Origin of the sequence: Paracoccus jiaweipingae (assembly GCF_044335505.1) — a bacterium.
Lineage (GTDB): Bacteria > Pseudomonadota > Alphaproteobacteria > Rhodobacterales > Rhodobacteraceae > Paracoccus.
Genome location: NZ_JBISBS010000006.1, coordinates 25288 through 42881 on the forward strand (window position 1 = coordinate 25288; position 17594 = coordinate 42881).

Below are 17594 nucleotides of genomic sequence, written 5' to 3' on the forward strand. Positions count from 1 at the left end.
GTGATGAACATCCACGAATATCAGGCCAAGGCGCTGCTGAAAGAATACGGCGCGCCGGTCAGCGAGGGCCGCGTCGTGCTGGACCCCAGCGAAGCAAAAGCCAAGGCCACCGAACTGGGCGGGCCGCTTTGGGTCGTGAAATCGCAGATCCACGCCGGTGGACGCGGCAAAGGCAAATTCAAAGAGGCCGAAGCCGGTGAAAAAGGCGGCGTGCGTCTGGCCAAATCCATCGACGAGGTCGCGGAATTCGTGAACCAGATGCTGGGCAAGACGCTGGTCACGCACCAGACCGGCCCCGCGGGCAAACAGGTCAACCGCATCTATCTGGAAGATGGGTCCGATATTGCGCGCGAACTGTATCTGGCGCTGCTGGTTGACCGTCAGACCTCGCGCATCAGCTTTGTTGCCTCGACCGAGGGCGGCATGGATATCGAGGAAGTCGCGGCCTCGACCCCCGAAAAGATCGTCAGCTTCAGCGTCGATCCGGCCACCGGCCTGCAACCGTTCCACACCCGGAAAATCGCGCAGGCGCTGAAGCTGGAAAAAGACCAGGCCAAGCAAATGGCAAAACTGGCCGGCATCCTGTTCAAAGCCTTCTCGGACAAAGACATGGAGATGCTGGAAATCAACCCGCTGATCGTGACCGAACAGGGCGATCTGAAGGTGCTGGACGCCAAGGTGGGCTTTGACGGCAACGCGCTGTATCGCCACCCCGACATTCAGGCCCTGCGTGACGAGACCGAGGAAGACCCCAAAGAGCTGGAAGCGTCGAAATACGACCTGAACTATATCGCGCTGGACGGCGAAATCGGCTGCATGGTCAACGGTGCCGGTCTGGCGATGGCGACGATGGACATCATCAAGCTGTATGGCGCCGAACCCGCCAACTTCCTTGATGTGGGCGGCGGCGCGACCAAGGAAAAGGTCACCGAGGCGTTCAAGATCATCACCAGCGACCCGAACGTCAAAGGCATTCTGGTCAACATCTTTGGCGGCATCATGCGCTGTGACATCATCGCGGAAGGCATCATCGCCGCCGTGAAAGAGGTCGGGCTGCAGGTTCCGCTGGTCGTGCGTCTGGAAGGCACCAATGTCGAACTGGGCAAAAAGATCATCGCCGAATCCGGCCTGAACGTGATCGCCGCCGACGACCTGAAAGACGGCGCCGAGAAAATCGTGAAGGCGGTGAAGGGATAACCGGGTGACTGACGCCGCGATAGCTGGTTTGCTGGCCCTTGCCGGACTTTGGACCGGGATGGTTTCGATCATGGCAGACCAACTGGTCCGCAATCAGGATCAGGACACGTTTCTGGCGTGGCATCGCAGCTTTGGAAAGATCTTCTCCTTCGGTAATGGGCGATCTGGCATCGTGATACAGGCCTTTTTGGTCCGCGCTGTCACGGTGACCCTCTTCGCAGCATCGCTCTTTTTCGCGCTTCGTGCGCTATTTGTGGAATAGGAGACGCCAACACATGGCCATTCTCGTCGACAAAAACACCAAAGTCATCTGTCAGGGCCTGACCGGCTCGCAGGGGACGTTTCATACTGAACAAGCCATCGCCTATGGCACCAGGATGGTTGGCGGCGTGACGCCCGGCAAAGGCGGCAGCACGCATCTGGACCTGCCGGTTTTCGACAGCGTTCACGAAGCCGTCGCCAGGACCGAGGCAAACGCTTCGGTGATCTATGTTCCGCCCCCTTTCGCGGCGGATTCGATCCTTGAGGCCATCGACGCCGAAGTGCCGCTGATCGTCTGCATCACCGAGGGCATCCCGGTGCTGGACATGATGCGCGTCAAGCGGGCGCTGGCAAACAGCAAATCGCGCCTGATCGGCCCGAACTGCCCCGGCATCATGACGCCTGACGAATGCAAGATCGGCATCATGCCCGGTTCCATCTTCAAGCGCGGGCGCATCGGCGTCGTGTCGCGTTCGGGCACGCTGACCTATGAGGCGGTGAAACAGACCTCGGATGTGGGTCTGGGCCAGTCCTCGGCGGTGGGCATCGGCGGCGACCCGATCAAGGGGATGGAACATATCGACGTGCTGGACATGTTCTTGGACGACGATGAAACCGACGCCATCATCATGATCGGTGAAATCGGCGGCAGCGCCGAGGAAGAGGCCGCGCAGTTCCTGAAAGACGAAGCCGCGCGTGGCCGTAAAAAGCCGGTTGCCGGGTTCATCGCGGGCCGCACCGCGCCTCCGGGTCGTCGCATGGGCCATGCCGGCGCCATCGTGTCGGGCGGCAAAGGCGATGCCGGGTCCAAGATCGAGGCGATGAAATCCGCCGGGATCGTGGTTGCCGACAGCCCCGCCGGTCTTGGTGAAGCCGTTCTTAAGGCTATGGGCAAGTAATCTTTGAAATTGTTGCAGCCCCTGCTTAGGTTGGGGGCTGCGACAGACCGCCACGGATGAACGACGTGAACCAGCCTGCCCCCCCTGTCCCGCCCCGACCACTGCCGATGATGCAGGCGGCTGCGCGTGTCTTTCGCAAGGCATTCGTGTTTTCAGGGCGCGCACGACCGGCCGAGTTCTGGAAATTCGTGTTGTTCTGCATTCTGGTTCAGATCGTGCTGACCGTGATCTGGTCCGCGATCTTTGGCCCGGCTGTCACCCAGGTTCATCAGACCAGCCCCGATGGGCGCATGGTCATGACCGGCACCCGCATCACCTATGGCAGCGGCTGGCCGGGCAGTCTTTTCACGCTGCTGACGCTGATCCCGACCATCGCCGTCGCGGCCCGGCGCCTGCATGACCGCGACAAAAGCGGCTGGTGGCAGGCCCTGCCCTTTGCCATCAGCTTTGGCGGCGTGATCCTTCTTGCCCTGTCCCATTTCGGCTTTGCCGCAGTGCTTCGCAGCCTGCGCGAAGGTGGCACGCTGGTGACCACCAGCCCCAACCTGCCGCTGACATTTGCCGTCATGCTGGCCAGTTTCGGGACCTTTATCTATGTCCTGATCCAGCTTATCCGCGCCGGCACCCCCGGCCCCAACCGTTTCGGCCCCAACCCCCTCGAGGTCAATCAATGAACGACCAGTCCCCCAATGCCGCATTCCACGATTCGTCCTTCCTGCAAGGGCATAACGCGGAATATGTCGAACAGCTTTATGGCCAGTGGGCGCAGGACCCCGCCGCCGTCGACGAGGCGTGGGACGCCTTCTTCCGCGGCCTCGGCGATGACGAGACCACCGTCACCCGCGAGGCCAGGGGCGCCAGCTGGACCCGCGCCGACTGGCCGCCGATGCCGGGCGATGAAAACACCGCGGCGCTGACCGGCGAATGGCCGATGGCCAGCAACGCCGAGGCCCAGGCCGCGCTGAAAAAGATCACCGGCAAGGCCGATGAAAAGGGCGTCAAGCTGTCGGATGAACAGTTGCGCCGCGCCGTTCTGGACAGCATCCGCGCGCTGATGCTGATCCGCGCTTTCCGTATTCGCGGCCACCTGCACGCCCAGCTGGACCCGCTGGCAATGCGCGAGGTGCCCGACCATGGCGAGCTGAAGCCCGAAACCTATGGCTTCCATTCCGGCGATCTGGACCGCCCGATCTTTATCGACAATGTGCTGGGGCTTCAGGTCGCCTCGATCCGCCAGATCGTCGACATTATGGAACGCACCTATTGCGGCACATTCGCGCTGCAATACATGCATATTTCCAACCCTGAAGAGGCCGCCTGGCTGAAGGAACGGATCGAGGGGTATGGCAAGGAAATCGCCTTTACCCGCGAAGGCCGCCGCGCCATCCTGAACAAGCTGGTCGAGGCCGAGGGCTTTGAAAAGTTCCTGCATGTCAAATACATGGGCACCAAGCGTTTCGGCCTTGATGGCGGCGAAGCGCTGATCCCGGCGATGGAACAGATCATCAAGCGCGGCGGCGCGCTTGGCGTCAAGGAAATCGTCGTCGGGATGCCCCACCGGGGCCGCCTGTCGGTGCTGGCCAATGTCATGGGCAAGCCCTATCGCGCGATCTTCCACGAATTTCAGGGCGGCAGCTTCAAGCCCGAGGATGTGGACGGTTCGGGCGATGTGAAATACCACCTTGGCGCCTCCAGCGATCGCAGCTTTGACGACAATTCCGTCCACCTGTCGCTGACCGCCAACCCCAGCCATCTTGAGGCCGTGAACCCCGTGGTTCTGGGCAAGGTCCGCGCCAAGCAGGACCAGCATTCCGACACCACCCACCGCACCGCGGTTCTGCCGATCCTGCTGCATGGCGATGCGGCCTTTGCCGGTCAGGGCGTCGTCGCGGAATGTCTGCAATTGTCGGGCATTCGCGGCCATCGCACTGGCGGCACCATTCATATCGTCGTGAACAACCAGATCGGGTTTACCACCGCGCCGCATTTCTCGCGGACCTCGCCCTATCCGACCGACATCGCCCTGATGGTCGAGGCGCCGATTTTCCACGTCAATGGCGATGACCCCGAGGCCGTGGTTCACGCCGCCAAGGTCGCGACGGAGTTTCGCCAGAAATTCCACAAGGACGTGGTCATCGACATTTTCTGCTATCGCCGCTTCGGTCACAACGAGGGCGACGAGCCGATGTTCACCAACCCGGCGATGTACAAGCAGATCAAGGGTCACAAGACCACGCTGCAACTATATACCGACCGTCTGGTCGCTGACGGCCTGATCCCCGAGGGCGAGATCGAGGATATGAAGGCCGCCTTCCAGTCGCATCTGAACGAAGAGTTCGAGATCGGCAAAGCCTTCAAGCCCAACAAGGCGGACTGGCTGGACGGCAAATGGTCGGGTCTGGAAACCGAAGGTGCCGAATATAACGCCGGCGCCACCGGCATCAGCCCCGAAACCATGGCCGAGATCGGCACCGCGCTGACCCGCGTGCCCGACGGGTTCGACCTGCACAAAACCGTTGGCCGCCTTCTGGACACCAAATCGCAGATGTTCGAAAAAGGTCAGGGCTTTGACTGGGCCACCGGCGAGGCGCTGGCATTCGGCAGCCTGCTGCTGGACGGCAAGCCGGTGCGTCTGGCCGGTCAGGACAGCACCCGCGGCACCTTCAGCCAGCGTCATTCGGCCTTTATCGACCAGACGACCGAGGAACGCTATTACCCGCTGAACCACATCCGCGGCGGTCAGGCGCATTACGAGGTCATCGATTCGATGCTGTCGGAATATGCGGTTCTGGGCTTTGAATACGGCTATTCGCTGGCTGAACCCAACACCCTGACCCTGTGGGAGGCCCAGTTCGGCGATTTCGCCAATGGCGCGCAGATCATGTTCGACCAGTTTATCGGCTCGGGCGAACGCAAATGGCTGCGCATGTCGGGTCTGGTGATGCTGTTGCCGCATGGGTTCGAAGGTCAGGGACCGGAACATTCCAGCGCCCGTCTGGAACGCTATCTGCAAATGTCGGCCGAGGATAACTGGATCGTCGCCAACTGCACCACGCCGGCGAACTATTTCCACATTCTGCGCCGCCAGCTGGTGCGCCCGTTCCGCAAGCCTTTGGTGCTGATGACGCCGAAATCGCTGCTGCGTCACCCGATGGCGGTCAGCTCGGCGGATGAATTCACCACCGGGTCCACCTTCCACCGGGTGCTGCTGGATGACGCCGAACGCGGTAAGGTCGATTTCAAACTGGCCGCTGACGACAAGATCCGCCGCGTGGTGATCTGTTCGGGCAAGGTCTATTACGACCTGATGCAGGCACGCGAGGCACAGGGCATCGACGATGTCTATATCCTGCGTCTGGAACAGTTCTATCCCTTCCCGGCCCAGTCCCTGTCGAAAGAGCTTGAGCGTTTCAAACAGGCGCAGGTGGTCTGGTGTCAGGAAGAACCCAAGAACCAGGGCGGCTGGACCTTTGTCGAACCCAATATCGAATGGGTTCTGAACCGTATCGGCGCGACACATGCGCGCCCCCGCTATGTCGGCCGTGCGGCATCTGCCTCGCCCGCAACCGGTCTGGCCTCGCGCCATAAAGCGGAACAAGAGGCACTTGTGAACGAAGCTATCAGCAAAGAGGATTGAGCCAATGGCCGTAGAAGTCCGCGTCCCCACGCTGGGGGAATCCGTATCCGAGGCAACCGTCGCCACCTGGTTCAAAAAGCCCGGCGATATGGTGGCCGTCGATGAAATGCTGTGCGAGCTGGAAACCGACAAGGTAACGGTCGAGGTGCCCTCGCCCGCCGCTGGCAAACTGGCCGAGATCGTCGCCGCCGAGGGCGAGACCGTTCAGCCCAACGCCCTGCTGGCCCAGATCGCCGAGGCCGGCAGCGCCGGCCCCGAGGAAATGCTGCCCAAGGATGGTGCCGACGCCAAATCCGACGCCCCGGCAACTGGCGATACCGCCAGCGACAGCGGCCAGCCGGTCGATGTCATGGTGCCGACGCTGGGGGAATCGGTCACCGAAGCCACCGTCGCCACCTGGTTCAAACAGCCCGGCGACCGGGTCGAGCAGGACGAAATGCTGTGCGAGCTTGAGACCGACAAGGTCTCGGTCGAGGTTCCGGCCCCCGCCGCAGGTGTGCTGTCCGAGGTGATCGCCGCCGAGGGTGACACGGTGCAGGCCAATGGCAAACTGGCCGTGATCATGGCCGGTGCCGGTGCCTCGGCGGCCAAAGCCGCCGCGCCCGCCGCCAGCGCCGCCCCCGCCGCGAAAACGGGCAAGGATGTCGAGGACGCGCCTTCGGCCAAGAAAGCCATGGCCGAAAAGGGCATCTCGCGCGATGCGGTCACCGGCAGCGGCAAGGATGGCCGGGTGATGAAAGAAGACGTCGCCAAAGCCGCCCCCGCCGCCAGCGCCGCCCCGGCCCCGGCAGCCGCCCCGCGCAGCCCCTCGTCGCCCGAAGATGCGCGCCGCGAGGAACGCGTCAAGATGACCCGCCTGCGCGCCACCATCGCGCGCCGCCTGAAGGACGCGCAGAACACCGCCGCCATGCTGACCACCTATAACGAGGTCGACATGAAGGCGGTCATGGACCTGCGCAACGCCTATAAGGACCAGTTCGAAAAGAAACACGGCGTCAAGCTGGGCTTCATGTCCTTCTTCGTCAAAGCCTGTAACCACGCCCTCAAAGAGGTCCCCGAGGTGAACGCCGAAATCGACGGCGGCGACGTGGTTTACAAGAACTTCGTCCATATGGGTGTCGCGGTCGGCACGCCCTCGGGTCTGGTGGTGCCGGTCCTGCGCGACGCCGATCAGATGAGCTTTGCCGAGATCGAGAAATCCATCGCGGAAATGGGCAAACGCGCCCGTGACGGCAAGCTGTCCATGGCCGAAATGCAGGGCGGCACCTTCACCATCTCGAACGGTGGTGTCTATGGCTCGCTGATGTCTTCGCCGATCCTGAACCCGCCGCAATCGGGTATCCTTGGGATGCACAAGATCCAGGACCGCCCCGTCGTCGTGAAGGGCGAGATCGTGATCCGCCCGATGATGTATCTGGCGCTGTCCTATGACCACCGGATCGTGGACGGCAAGGGCGCCGTGACCTTCCTTGTCCGCGTCAAAGAGGCGCTTGAGGACCCGCGCCGCCTGCTGATGGATCTGTAATCACCTGCGGGGGCGGTCCACGGGCCGCCCCTGACGGAACACGGGTAAGCCGCTGTCCATGTCCCAGCCCCGTCCCCCCGCGTCCGGCCCCACCCGCTTCTGGATCGGCGTTGTCAGCCGCGCCCATGTGCTGCGGGGGGTGGCGGGCGGGTTCGCCATGCTGAACCACGGCAAGCTGGCGCCGCTGCGGCGCATGTCGCCGGGGGACTGGCTGGTCTATTATTCCCCGAAAACCGCCTATCCCGACGGTGACGTCTTGCAGGCCTTTACCGCCATCGGCCAGATCGCTGATGCCGACCCCTTTCAGGCGGAAATGCGCCCCGGCATGATGGGCTTTCGCCGCGATGTGGCGTTTCTGGATGCGACCGAAACCCCGATCAGCGCGTTAAGGGACAGGCTGGAATTTACCCGCAGTCCCTGGGGCATGTTGGCCCGGCGCGGGATGTTCGAAATCTCGGCCGCGGATTTCCAGACCATCCGCGATGCCATGCTGAAAGGTTGACCGATGCAGCTGATCGCCCATTACACCATCGCCGGTTTCGCCGGTTTCAAAACCGCCTTCGATGCCGATGCCGAGGACCGCGCCAATAACCACCTTGGCGTCCTGCAAATCTGGCGCGAATCCGATACCAGCGTCTGGGTTCTGTATGACGTGCGTGACGCCAAGGCCGCGCGTGCCTATCTGAGCGGTGCGGCGCAGGTGTTTCACACGCAGGCCGGGGTCAGCGCCAGCGATTTCCATTTCGTCGAAACCGCCTGACCATGTCCCCCGCGCGTCCTGTCCTGCTGGCTTTGCTGATCTCCGTGCCCGTCGCGGCACCCGGCCACGCCCATGCGACGGGCGGCGCGCAGAACAGCACGCCAGCCATGGCTGACGCAGACCTTCAGGCCGATATGATCAGGGTCAGCAAGGCCGACCGCCAGTTGCGGCTGATGCATGACGGTCTGGTCTTGCGCAGCTATCGCATCAGCCTTGGTGCCGATGCACAGGGCCACAAACGGCGTGAAGGCGACCAGCGCAGGCCCAAGGGTGCCTATATCATCGACGCCCGCAACCCGCGTTCGGTGGCGCATCTGTCGCTGCATATCTCCTGTTCCGATGCCGCTGATCGCGCCGCCGCCAAACCCGCAATCAAGACACCGGCGGGGCCATTATGATCCATGGTCTTCCCAATGACCGGGGCTGTCCTGGCCCCTTGCATCACCTGCGTGATTGGACCAATGGCTGCAGTGCCGTTACCAATGACGAAATCCGCGAAATCTGGTCGGCGGTCGCCCAAGGCACGCCGATCCATATTGAAGGCTGACCCATGACTGCCGTGACGATCACCCCCGAATTGTTCATCCTTGGCCTTGCCGCCATCCTGCAAGCCATCCAGATCGGGCTGGCCGGCGCGGCGCTGAACCGCGATGTCGGCGCGCAATGGAATGCCGGGCCACGCGACCGCGAACCGGACCTGTCACCCCTGACCGGGCGTCTGCGCCGGGCGGTGAACAACCATTTCGAAGGGCTGATCTTCTTTACCATCGCGGTGCTGCTGGTCACCCTGACCGTGTTTTCGACCCCGCTGACCACCATCTGCGCCTGGGTCTATTTGCTGGCGCGGGCGCTGTATGTGCCGGCCTATGCCTTTGGCTGGTCGCCCTGGCGCTCGGTCATCTGGGGGGCGGGCTTTGTGGCCACCATGGTGATGATCGTCACCGCCCTGCTTTCTTCGGTGTAAAAATACCCTCGGGGGTCCGGGGGCAGACAGCCCCCGGTGCCGCCATCAAGACAAGGAACCAACCTGATGTATGACCTGATCGTTATCGGCGCCGGCCCCGGCGGCTATGTCTGCGCCATCCGCGCCGCGCAACTGGGGCTGAAAGTGGCCTGCGTCGAGGGGCGCGAAACCCTTGGCGGCACCTGCCTGAATGTCGGCTGCATCCCCTCGAAAGCGCTGCTGCATGCCAGCCATATGCTGCACGAAACCCATGAAAACTTTGACAAGATGGGCCTGACCGGCGCCAAGGTCAAAGTCGACTGGTCCAAAATGCAGGACTATAAATCCGATGTCGTGTCGGGCAACACCAAGGGCATCGAATTCCTGTTCAAGAAGAACAAGATCGACTGGCTGAAAGGTTGGGCCAGCATCCCCGCCGCGGGTAAGGTCAAGGTCGGTGATCAGGAATATGACACCAAAAATATCGTCATCGCCTCTGGCTCGGTTCCCTCTGCCCTGCCGGGTGTCGAGGTTGACAATCAGGCCGGTATCGTCGTCGATTCCACTGGCGCGCTCAGCCTGCCGAAAATCCCGAAATCCATGGTGGTGATCGGCGCGGGCGTTATCGGGCTGGAACTGGGGTCGGTCTATGCCCGCCTTGGCGCCAAGGTCACCGTGGTTGAATATCTGGACGCCATCACCCCCGGCATGGATGCCGAGGTGCAAAAGCAGTTCCAGAAAATCCTGACCAAGCAAGGGCTTGACTTCAAACTGGGGGCCGCCGTTCAGGGGGTGCGCGCTGAAAAAGGCAAGGCCACCGTCACTTTCAAGCTGAAGAAAGACGACAGCGAACACAGCATCGAGGCCGAAACCGTGCTGGTCGCCACCGGTCGCAAGCCCTTCACCGATGGTCTGGGGCTGGAAGCCGCAGGCGTCAGGCTGACCGAACGCGGTCAGATCGCGACCGACGATCACTGGTCGACCAATGTCAAAGGCATCTATGCCATCGGTGACGCCATCACCGGCCCGATGCTGGCCCACAAGGCCGAGGATGAAGGCATGGCCGTGGCCGAGGTCATCGCCGGCAAGCACGGGCATGTTGACTATAACGTCATTCCCGGCGTCATCTATACCACCCCCGAGGTCGCCAGCGTCGGCCTGACCGAACAGGCCGCCAGGGACGCGGGTCGCAAGATCAAGATCGGCAAATTCCCCTTCATGGGCAATGCCCGCGCCAAGGCGATGATGCAGGCAGATGGTTTCGTAAAGATGATCGCGGATGCCGAAACCGACCGGGTTCTGGGCTGTCACATCATTGGCCCGAATGCCGGCGAGATGATCCACGAGGTTTGCGTCGCCATGTCCTTTGGCGCCGCGGCCGAGGATATCGCCCTGACCTGCCACGCCCACCCGACCTGCTCCGAGGCCGTGCGCGAGGCCGCGCTGGCCTGTGGCGACGGCGCGATCCACGTCTGACGCCCCCGCACAGACCGGCAAAAAGCCGCTGACGGGCCGTCCCACCGGGGCGGCCCACGCTTTTTTCAATAGGTGCGGGACCGCAAGCTGCCGTATATCGGCAGCACAACCCGCAAAGCGGGCCCCAACGGGAATGAGGGATAAAATGGCAGGCAAGATGCGGGCGATTGCCCTTGGCTGCGTGATGGCACTGGCGGCCTGTGGCGGCGGCTCGGGCGGCGCGGACCGGATGTATCTGACCGATCCGCGCGCGGTCAGCGGCGGCGCGGGCGGGCTGAACGCGAATGAGACCCCGGAACTGCGCAACAAGATCGAATACTGGTCGCGCCATTACGGCGTCCCGGTATCGCTGGTGCAGCGCGTGGTGATCCGCGAAAGCCGCCACCGTCCCGGCGCGCGCAACGGCCCCTATTACGGGCTGATGCAGATGCTGCCCGCCACCGCGCGCGGCATGGGCTATCGCGGCAATGCCGAGGGGCTGCTGGATGCCGATACCAACCTGAAATATGGCGTCAAATACCTGCGCGGCGCTTATATGGTGGCCGACGGCAACCACGACGCAGCGGTGAAATGGTATTCGCGCGGCTATTATTACGAGGCCAAGCGCAAGGGCCTGCTGCAAGCCACCGGCCTGCGCTGACCGCCCCCGTGACGGCCCGGATCAGCCGGCAAGCCCCCGATCCGGTCGCGCCCAACCGGGCGCGATCAAGGACTGACACCCCCACACCCATCGACAATGGCCGCGCGGCGGTGCCTTATTGACCCACGCCCGACAGCGATGGCGCACCGACGCAGCACCGGACTGTCCCGGTGCCACCCCGTGCCAGCCACGCCGGGCAGATCGTGGTAAATGTCGGTCTGGCTGCGCCCCCGGCTGCCCAACCAAGACCCCACAAACCCCGTCTGACGCTGCCACGCCACGGTCCCGATCGCCTGTCCCACAGGCCTGCCACACGCCACGACCGGAAACGGGATGACGTCAGGCCCCGACAGGCCCCGCCTTTCCGATGACATCACTTCCCGATGACATCACGCAAAGGCCGTCACAGGCCACCGCCCCCCGTTTGCCTGCGCAGGACCGCCCGCCTCAACCGCCCTTGGGCGCGGCATAGACCGCCGACCAGAACACCATCCGCCCGTCACTGCCGACCGCACGACCGATGCCGTAATCGCGCATCTGCGGGATCAGGATGTTTTCCAAATGCCCGGACGAGCCGTTCCATTCCGCCAGCACACGCGGCAGGCTGAACGGCCCGGCGGCAATGTTTTCCGCGGTGATCCGCGGCGCGTAACCGGCCTTCTTGACCCGCTGGCCCGGCCCGCTGGTGGTGCTGCCGCCATGCGACATCAGCCCGCGCTTTGCCATGTCGCAGGCATGTTGCGCCGCAACCCGCGCCAGCCGTGCATCCGGGCGCACAGGTGCCAGACCATGCGCCTGCCGCGCCTGATTGGTGGCGGCGGCGCCACGGGCATTTTCCACCGCAGTGGTGGCCACGCATTGCGCCGTTCCCGGCGCGCTGGCCTGCACATCGTATTTGCCCGAGCCATTTGACGGCACCGGCGGTTGGGCCGGCCCACAGGCCGTCAGCATCGCGGCCATCCCGGCCAGCACGATCCATGATCTGACAATCATCACATACCCCTCGTTAACCTGGCGCAGGGTCGCGCAAGCCAGCGCAGGTATCAACCACGGATTGCATCACATTTGACCGATCCGCCCCCTCGCGCCTGTCCCAAATACCTCGGGGTGAAGCCGCGCAGCGGCGAGGGGCGGCGCCCCTTACCGGCCTTGCCGCCGGGCCATGAAGGCCAGTTTTTCGAACAGCGCCACATCCTGTTCGTTCTTCAGCAACGCCCCATGCAGCTTGGGCAGCACGGTCTGCGGATCGCGGGTCAGGTCCTCAGGTGCAAGGTCCTCGGCCAGGATCAGCTTAAGCCAGTCCAGCAATTCGCTGGTCGAGGGCTTTTTCTTCAGCCCCGGTGCCTGACGCAGGTCAAAGAACTGTTCCAGCGCCGCGGTCAGCAGGCGCGGCTTGAGGTCGGGGTAATGGACCTGAACGATCCGGGTCAGCGTTTCGGCATCGGGGAAGCGGATATAGTGAAAGAAACAGCGCCGCAAAAACGCGTCGGGCAGTTCCTTTTCGTTATTCGAGGTGATGATCACTACCGGGCGATGCCGGGCCTGAACCGTCTGGCCGGTCTCATAGACGTGAAACTCCATCCGGTCCAGTTCCTGCAACAGGTCGTTGGGAAACTCGATATCCGCCTTGTCGATCTCGTCGATCAGCAGCACGACCTTGCCATCGGCCTCGAAGGCCTGCCACAGCTTGCCCTTGCGGATGTAATTGGCCACGTCATGGACCCGTTCATCGCCCAACTGGCTGTCGCGCAGGCGGCTGACGGCGTCATATTCATACAGGCCCTGCTGTGCCTTGGTGGTGGATTTGATATTCCATTCCACCATCGGCAGCCCCAGACTGGCCGCCACCTGACGCGCCAGTTCGGTCTTGCCGGTGCCGGGTTCGCCCTTGACCAGCAACGGGCGTTCCAGCGTCACGGCGGCATTCACCGCCATCGCCAGATCGGGCGGCGCGACATAGCGGTCGGTTCCGGTGAAACGCATCGGGGGCCTCCTGTCCGTGTTGCCGCGCGACCTTAGCCGCGCCACCCGCGCCCGGCAAGCGCCCACCCCGACAGACAAATCTAAGCGTGACAACAGGGGCTGCATCCGGTAAGGCGGCAGCCGTAAGGCCGGAAGACCTTTTCTTCATCTCCGGCCCGCCGGAGGAATGATGAAATCCCAGACCTTCTTGCCCGAGGATTATCGCCCCGCCGAGGACGAACCCTTCATGAACGAGCGTCAGCTTGAATATTTCCGCCGTAAGCTGGTCGCGTGGAAGCAGGAATTGCTGGACCAGTCGGCCGAGACGCTGGAAGGGCTGCAAGACAGCGCGCGCAATGTCCCCGATCTGGCCGACCGCGCGTCCGAGGAAACCGACCGCGCCATCGAATTGCGCACCCGCGACCGCCAGCGCAAGCTGGTCAGCAAGATCGACGCCGCCCTGCGCCGGATCGAGAATGGCGAATACGGCTATTGCGAAATGACCGGCGACCCGATCAGCCTGAAACGGCTGGACGCCCGCCCCATCGCCACCATGACGCTGGAGGCGCAGGAAAAACACGAACGCCGCGAACGCGTGCATCGTGACGGTTAAAATTCGGACGGCATAAGGCGCGGCAGGGACCGCGCCTTTTTCATGGCCGCGCCCTTGGCGCATTCAAAAAGGACCCAACCATGACGCAGGACACGCTGAAACCCATCCTGATCGTTCTGACCCAGGGCTATGCCGATTGGGAAACACCGCTGATCGCCGCGGCGGGGGCGTCGTTTTACGGCGTTTCAGTGCGCCACGCGACACCGGGCGGGGGCGATGTGACCTCGATGGCGGGGCTGCGGGTGACCGGGTTGCCCGACATTTCCCTGACCGGGGACGAGGTTCTGGTGCTGTGCGGCGGCGATATCTGGACCGGGCCGCAGGCGCCGGACCTGTCGTCGCTGTTGCAGGCCGCGCAGAACCGTGGCCAGACCGTCGCCGGCATCTGCGCGGCCACGCTGGCGCTGGGACGCGCGGGGCTGCTGGATGATGTGGATCACACCTCGAACGGCGCGGATTTCGTCGACCACTTTCTGCCCGGTTATGCCGGGCGCGGGCGCTATTGCGACCAGCCCGCCGCCGTGTCAGATGGCGGGGTGATCACGGCTGCGGGCACCGCGCCGGTCAGCTTTGCGCGTCATGTGCTGGCGGCCAGCGGGGTGGGCGCGGATAATCTGGCGCAGATGCAGGCCATGCTTGGCGCCGAACTGACATCCTGACGCGGCCCCCTGTCCGCAGGCGGTGCCGCACCGGAAAGGACCATCGCCATGGGGCATCTGGACAAGCGCGAGATTACGGTGATCGGTGGCGGCGTGGCCGGGCTGACGGCGGCGCTGGCACTGGCGCAGCGCGGGGCGCAGGTGACGGTGCTGGAACGCGCCGATGCCCTGCGCGAGGTGGGCGCGGGGTTGCAGATTTCGGCCAATGCGGGGCGGGTGCTGGCGGCGCTGGGGCTGGACACGGCGCTGGATGCGGTCTCGGTCCGGTCGCGGGCGGTGCAGCTGCATGACCGCGCCGGGCGCCGGGTGGCGCGGCTGGATCTGGCCGCGCATCGCCCCGATGCCGCGTTTCGGATGATCCACCGCGCCCGGCTGTTGGCGGTGCTGGAACAGGCCGCCCGCGATGCCGGGGTGACCATCCGCCTGAACACGCTGGTGCAAAGCCTGCCGAACGAGGCCGGTCTGGTCATCGGCGCCGATGGCGCGCGTTCCCGTGTGCGCGAGGTGCTGGACGGCAAGCGCAACCCGTTCTTTACCGGCCAGACCGCGTGGCGGGCGCTGATCCCGCTGGAAAGTGCCGCCCCCCCCGAGGCGCATGTGTTCATGGGACCGGGGCGGCATCTGGTCAGCTATCCGCTGGCGAACGGGCTGCGCAATATCGTCGCCGTGCAGGAACGTGACCAATGGGTGGCCGAGGACTGGTCACAGCCCGACGACCCCGCCAATCTGCGCGCCGCCTTTGCGCGGTTCGGCGGGCCGGTGCCCGGCTGGCTGGCGCAGGTGTCCGAGGTCCGCATCTGGGGCCTGTTCCGCCACCCCGTGGCCGGACGCTGGCAGGACGGGCGCGCGGCGATTCTGGGCGACGCCGCCCACCCGACCCTGCCCTTCATGGCGCAAGGCGCGGTCATGGCGATCGAGGATGCCTGGCTGCTGGCCGCCGCACTGGATGCGATCCCCGATCAGGCGCAGGCGCTGGCCGAATGGCAGGCCCGCCGCCGCCCGCGCGTGACCCGCATTGTCGAGGCCGCCAACGCCAATGCCCGCAATTACCACCTGTCAGGCCCGGTGGCGCTGGCCGGGCATCTGGGCCTGCGCGCGGTTTCGGCGCTGGCGCCGGACCGGTTATTGGGGCGGTTCGACTGGATCTATGACTATGACCCCGTGGCCGAGGTTTTCACGCAAGCCTAAGCGCAAGCGACATTGCCACCAGCCCCGGCGCCACCAGACAGGCCGCCTGCGCGACGCGTTGCGGGGTGTAATGCCCGGCCACGTCAAGGCAGTTCAGCGTTCCCAGAACCTGACCACCGATAATCAGCGGCAGGTTCAGGCAGGACTGACACCCCAGCGCCGCGATTTGTGCGTGATCTGAAAACACCTCGGCTATTGCCGCCAAGTCATTGGCAATGAAGGGCTGTTTTCGCACCAGAACCTGTTCCGACCAGCGGTCCGGCCGTACCGGTTTTTCCCCCGCCGGGGGATAGGCCAGCGGATCGCTGCTGAACAACCGCGCGGCAACGCCCCGGTCAGCGTCAAAACGCATCACCGTGAACAGACGCGCGCCGATGGTGGCGCGGGTCAGGTCATGCAGCGCCGAAAACGCCCGCTGCGGCTGACCTGTCCCCTGCGCGATGGCCGCGCTGAACGCCGCCAGCGCCGGGGTCAGGTCAGCGGCGGTCATGCGGCGGATTCGATCCGGGCGATGATGGCGTCGACGACCTCGTGCAGGGTGGCGTCGTCGCCGGCCTCGGCCATGACGCGGATCAGCGGCTCGGTCCCGGATTTGCGGATCAGCACCCGGCCCGACCCCTGAAGGCGGGCCTCGGCGGCGGCGATCTCGGCCTGAACGGCGGGGCTGGCCAGCGGGTCGCTGCCCGCCGCATAGCGGACGTTTTTCAGCAATTGCGGCACCGGGTCGAACTGATGCACCAATTCGCTGGCCCGGCGCCCGCTGGCGGCCATGGCGGCCAGAAACTGCAGCCCGGCAATCAGCCCGTCGCCGGTGGTGGCGTAATCGGTCATCACGATATGCCCCGATTGTTCACCGCCAAGGTTAAAACCGCCCGACCGCATCCGTTCCACGACATAGCGGTCGCCCACGCTGGTGCGTTCCAGCCGCAGACCGCGCCCGGTCAGGAACTTTTCCAGCCCCAGATTGGACATCACCGTCGCCACCAGCGCACCGCCTTTCAGCCGGTCCTCGTCGGCCCAACGCGACGCCATCAGCGCCATCAGCTGATCGCCATCGGCCAGCCGCCCGGTTTCATCCAGAATCTGGATGCGGTCGGCATCGCCATCCAGCGCGATCCCCAGATCGGCGCCATGTTCGCGCACCATCGAGGCGCAGGCCCCGGGGTGGGTCGAGCCGACGCCGTCATTGATATTGCGGCCATCGGGTTCGTCACCGATCGCCACCACATCCGCGCCCAGTTCCCACAACACCTCGGGCGCGGCGCGATAGGCGGCACCGTTGGCGCAATCGACCACCACCTTCAGCCCATCCAGACGCAGCCCCTGCGGAAAGGTGGTCTTGGCATATTCGACATAGCGCCCCAGCCCGTCGTCGATGCGCAGCGCGCGCCCGATATTCTGGGGCTGCGCCAGCCGGATCTCGCCCTCCAGCAGGGCCTCGATTTCCAGCTCGGCCTCGTCGGACAGCTTGAAGCCATCGGGACCGAAGAACTTGATGCCGTTATCATCCGCCGGGTTGTGGCTGGCCGAGATCATGATCCCCAGATCCGCCCGCATCGAGCGGGTCAGAAAGCCCACCGCCGGGGTCGGGATCGGTCCCAGCAGCAGCACATTCATCCCGGTGCTGGTCAGACCCGCCGTCAGCGCATTTTCCAGCATATAGCCCGACAGCCGCGTGTCCTTGCCGATCACCACCCGGTGCCCGTTCTTGCCGTCGCGCCGGAAATAACGGCCTGCGGCGGCCCCCAGTTTCAGCGCCATTTCCGCCGTCATCGGATAGGTATTGGCCCGGCCACGCACCCCGTCAGTGCCAAAGAACTTTCTGGTCATTCTG

Annotated in this window: 20 protein-coding genes; 16 read left to right on the forward strand and 4 right to left on the reverse strand. The window is 64.2% G+C overall.

Features of this window, described 5'->3' with window-relative positions:
- Positions 1-3: 3 nt before the first annotated feature.
- The 13 genes from sucC to ACFXP9_RS11110 all read left to right on the forward strand — a co-directional run bounded on the left by sucC (position 4) and on the right by ACFXP9_RS11110 (position 11338).
- Positions 4-1197 (forward strand): ADP-forming succinate--CoA ligase subunit beta, encoded by a 1194-nt coding sequence (gene sucC / locus ACFXP9_RS11050; protein WP_397208782.1) that lies wholly within the window; start codon positions 4-6, stop codon positions 1195-1197.
- Between the two features lie 4 nt (positions 1198-1201).
- Complete coding sequence (locus ACFXP9_RS11055) at positions 1202-1459, forward strand: hypothetical protein (protein ID WP_397208781.1); 258 nt, start codon at positions 1202-1204, stop codon at positions 1457-1459.
- A 13-nt stretch (positions 1460-1472) separates the two neighbouring features.
- Positions 1473-2357 (forward strand): succinate--CoA ligase subunit alpha, encoded by an 885-nt coding sequence (gene sucD, locus ACFXP9_RS11060; protein WP_397208780.1) that lies wholly within the window; start codon positions 1473-1475, stop codon positions 2355-2357.
- Between the two features lie 146 nt (positions 2358-2503).
- The gene (locus tag ACFXP9_RS11065) at positions 2504-3031 is read left to right on the forward strand and encodes a DUF805 domain-containing protein (protein WP_397208779.1); all 528 of its coding nucleotides are present in this window, start codon (positions 2504-2506) and stop codon (positions 3029-3031) included.
- Positions 3028-5994: a 2-oxoglutarate dehydrogenase E1 component gene (locus tag ACFXP9_RS11070; RefSeq protein ID WP_397208778.1), complete on the forward strand. Its 2967-nt coding sequence runs from the start codon at positions 3028-3030 to the stop codon at positions 5992-5994. The genes ACFXP9_RS11065 and ACFXP9_RS11070 overlap by 4 nt, the downstream gene beginning before the upstream one ends.
- 4 nt (positions 5995-5998) lie before the next feature.
- Positions 5999-7519 (forward strand): 2-oxoglutarate dehydrogenase complex dihydrolipoyllysine-residue succinyltransferase, encoded by a 1521-nt coding sequence (gene odhB / locus ACFXP9_RS11075; RefSeq protein ID WP_397208777.1) that lies wholly within the window; start codon positions 5999-6001, stop codon positions 7517-7519.
- A 58-nt stretch (positions 7520-7577) separates the two neighbouring features.
- Positions 7578-8021, forward strand: a complete 444-nt coding sequence (locus tag ACFXP9_RS11080; protein WP_397210214.1) for an EVE domain-containing protein — start codon at positions 7578-7580, stop codon at positions 8019-8021.
- 3 nt (positions 8022-8024) lie between these two features.
- Positions 8025-8279, forward strand: coding sequence for a hypothetical protein (locus tag ACFXP9_RS11085; RefSeq protein ID WP_397208775.1), 255 nt, complete (start codon positions 8025-8027; stop codon positions 8277-8279).
- Between the two features lie 107 nt (positions 8280-8386).
- On the forward strand, positions 8387-8677 hold the full coding sequence (locus ACFXP9_RS11090) for a L,D-transpeptidase family protein (RefSeq protein ID WP_397208774.1): 291 nt from the start codon (positions 8387-8389) through the stop codon (positions 8675-8677).
- Complete coding sequence (locus tag ACFXP9_RS11095; protein WP_397208773.1) at positions 8674-8826, forward strand: L,D-transpeptidase family protein; 153 nt, start codon at positions 8674-8676, stop codon at positions 8824-8826. Before ACFXP9_RS11090 ends, ACFXP9_RS11095 begins: the two co-directional genes overlap by 4 nt.
- Before the next feature lie 3 nt (positions 8827-8829).
- Positions 8830-9243 carry an MAPEG family protein gene (locus tag ACFXP9_RS11100; protein ID WP_397208772.1) on the forward strand — a complete coding sequence of 138 codons (414 nt, stop codon included), beginning with the start codon at positions 8830-8832 and terminating at the stop codon, positions 9241-9243.
- Positions 9244-9309: 66 nt separating this feature from the next.
- Positions 9310-10698: a dihydrolipoyl dehydrogenase gene (gene lpdA, locus ACFXP9_RS11105; RefSeq protein WP_397208770.1), complete on the forward strand. Its 1389-nt coding sequence runs from the start codon at positions 9310-9312 to the stop codon at positions 10696-10698.
- 145 nt (positions 10699-10843) lie between these two features.
- The gene (locus tag ACFXP9_RS11110) at positions 10844-11338 is read left to right on the forward strand and encodes a transglycosylase SLT domain-containing protein (protein ID WP_397208769.1); all 495 of its coding nucleotides are present in this window, start codon (positions 10844-10846) and stop codon (positions 11336-11338) included.
- 447 nt (positions 11339-11785) lie between these two features.
- Here ACFXP9_RS11110 and ACFXP9_RS11115 read toward each other — a convergent pair whose 3' ends face one another.
- Positions 11786-12331 carry a CAP domain-containing protein gene (locus ACFXP9_RS11115; protein ID WP_397208768.1) on the reverse strand — a complete coding sequence of 182 codons (546 nt, stop codon included), beginning with the start codon at positions 12329-12331 and terminating at the stop codon, positions 11786-11788.
- Positions 12332-12478: 147 nt separating this feature from the next.
- Positions 12479-13321 carry an AAA family ATPase gene (locus ACFXP9_RS11120; protein WP_397208767.1) on the reverse strand — a complete coding sequence of 281 codons (843 nt, stop codon included), beginning with the start codon at positions 13319-13321 and terminating at the stop codon, positions 12479-12481.
- Between the two features lie 169 nt (positions 13322-13490).
- On the opposite strand from ACFXP9_RS11120, the gene dksA reads away from it, so the two are divergent.
- The 3 genes from dksA to ACFXP9_RS11135 all read left to right on the forward strand — a co-directional run bounded on the left by dksA (position 13491) and on the right by ACFXP9_RS11135 (position 15760).
- Complete coding sequence (dksA, locus tag ACFXP9_RS11125; protein ID WP_397208766.1) at positions 13491-13913, forward strand: RNA polymerase-binding protein DksA; 423 nt, start codon at positions 13491-13493, stop codon at positions 13911-13913.
- Positions 13914-13993: 80 nt separating this feature from the next.
- The gene (locus ACFXP9_RS11130; protein ID WP_397208765.1) at positions 13994-14572 is read left to right on the forward strand and encodes a DJ-1/PfpI family protein; all 579 of its coding nucleotides are present in this window, start codon (positions 13994-13996) and stop codon (positions 14570-14572) included.
- Positions 14573-14614: 42 nt separating this feature from the next.
- A complete protein-coding gene (locus ACFXP9_RS11135; RefSeq protein WP_397208814.1) occupies positions 14615-15760 on the forward strand; it encodes an FAD-dependent oxidoreductase in 1146 nt (381 codons plus the stop codon).
- Here the strand turns inward: ACFXP9_RS11135 and ACFXP9_RS11140 are convergent.
- Together ACFXP9_RS11140 and glmM are read right to left on the reverse strand one after the other, a co-directional pair.
- On the reverse strand, positions 15747-16250 hold the full coding sequence (locus ACFXP9_RS11140) for a GAF domain-containing protein (protein ID WP_397208764.1): 504 nt from the start codon (positions 16248-16250) through the stop codon (positions 15747-15749). The genes ACFXP9_RS11135 and ACFXP9_RS11140 overlap by 14 nt on opposite strands.
- Entirely contained in the window at positions 16247-17590 is a 1344-nt protein-coding gene (gene glmM, locus ACFXP9_RS11145) for a phosphoglucosamine mutase (protein ID WP_397208763.1), read from the reverse strand. The genes ACFXP9_RS11140 and glmM overlap by 4 nt, the downstream gene beginning before the upstream one ends.
- Positions 17591-17594: the final 4 nt, after the last annotated feature.